1 protein-coding gene is annotated in these 1,071 nt (G+C 72.6%); it reads left to right on the top strand.

The window, feature by feature from the left end; all coding sequences use genetic code 11:
* Window positions 1-873: 873 nt before the first annotated feature.
* On the top strand, window positions 874-1,071 hold a 198-nt coding region (locus L2C96_RS34950; protein WP_237339221.1), incomplete at its 3' end, for a DivIVA domain-containing protein.

Below are 1,071 nucleotides of genomic sequence, written 5' to 3'. Positions count from 1 at the left end.
ACACCCAACCGCCCGGCCACCACACCCAACCGCCCGGCCACCACACCCAACCGCCCACGCCCAGCCAACCGCCCACGCCCGGCCAACCGCCTGGTCAACCGCCCGGCCGCCCGGCCACCACGCCGAGCCGCCCGCCAACCGCCTGGCCACCACGTCGGCCGCCTGGCCACCACGTCTGGCCCTCCGGCCAACCGCCCAGCAACCACCCCCCAGTAGCCCGGCCAACCTTCCAGCCGCGCGGCCACCACGCCCGGCCGCCCGGTCAACCGCCCGGCCGTCCGGCCGTCCGGCTACCACGCCCAGCAGCCCGGCCAACCTTCCAGCCGTCCGCCCAACCTTCCAGTCGCGCGGCCACCACGCCCGGCCGCCCGGTCAACCGCCCAGCCCCCGGCCAACCGCCCGGCCGCCTGGCCACTAAGTCGGCCTCCTGGCCACCACGCTCTCGGCGTCCGGGCTGTTCCGGTGCCGGCAGCTCGTTGGCATGTCGCCGCCGGCTCGTGGCGGGCGGTCTATTCGTCGTTTCGCGCCCACTTTTGGCTCGACCGGGACTTGAAGGTTCAGTGCTTTTTCCGGAACCCGCCATCGCACACGGTGATCACGGGCGCGAACGCGGAGCATCCGAACGTCGGCCGCGGCACTACCTGCAGGTGAATCGGCTGCCGATGCCGTTGCCGCGCAGGAGATCTGCCCGTGCAGGCGTGCCGCGGTCCGGGTTGCAGAGGTGGACCCGAAGGCGAATGCGATGACGTCACACCGGAATTTCCGAACGCGCGGCCCCTGCGGGTGGACGCCGGGCGCGGATGAGAGGATGCTGGGCAGTGGCAGGCTTTCAGCAGCTTTGTCCATTCAGGACAGTCTCTTCGGGAGGTGCGGATGACGGCCGTGGACGCTCGCGAGGACCTGGTGCCACTGCGGACCGATTTCGACCGCACGTGGCGTGGCTACGACGCCCGTCAGGTGCAGGCGTACGTCCGCGCCGTGGAGACCGACCTGCGGATGGTGATCGCCGACCGGGACGCGGCGGCCGCCGCCGTCGAGCGGCTCGCCGCGCAGCTGGAGGACCTGCGCTCG

It is taken from the genome of Amycolatopsis tucumanensis (assembly GCF_021654135.1).
Taxonomy (GTDB): domain Bacteria; phylum Actinomycetota; class Actinomycetes; order Mycobacteriales; family Pseudonocardiaceae; genus Amycolatopsis_E; species Amycolatopsis_E tucumanensis.
The sequence above is the reverse complement of the archived record's forward strand: the minus strand, read 5'-3'. Positions and strand labels throughout refer to the sequence as shown.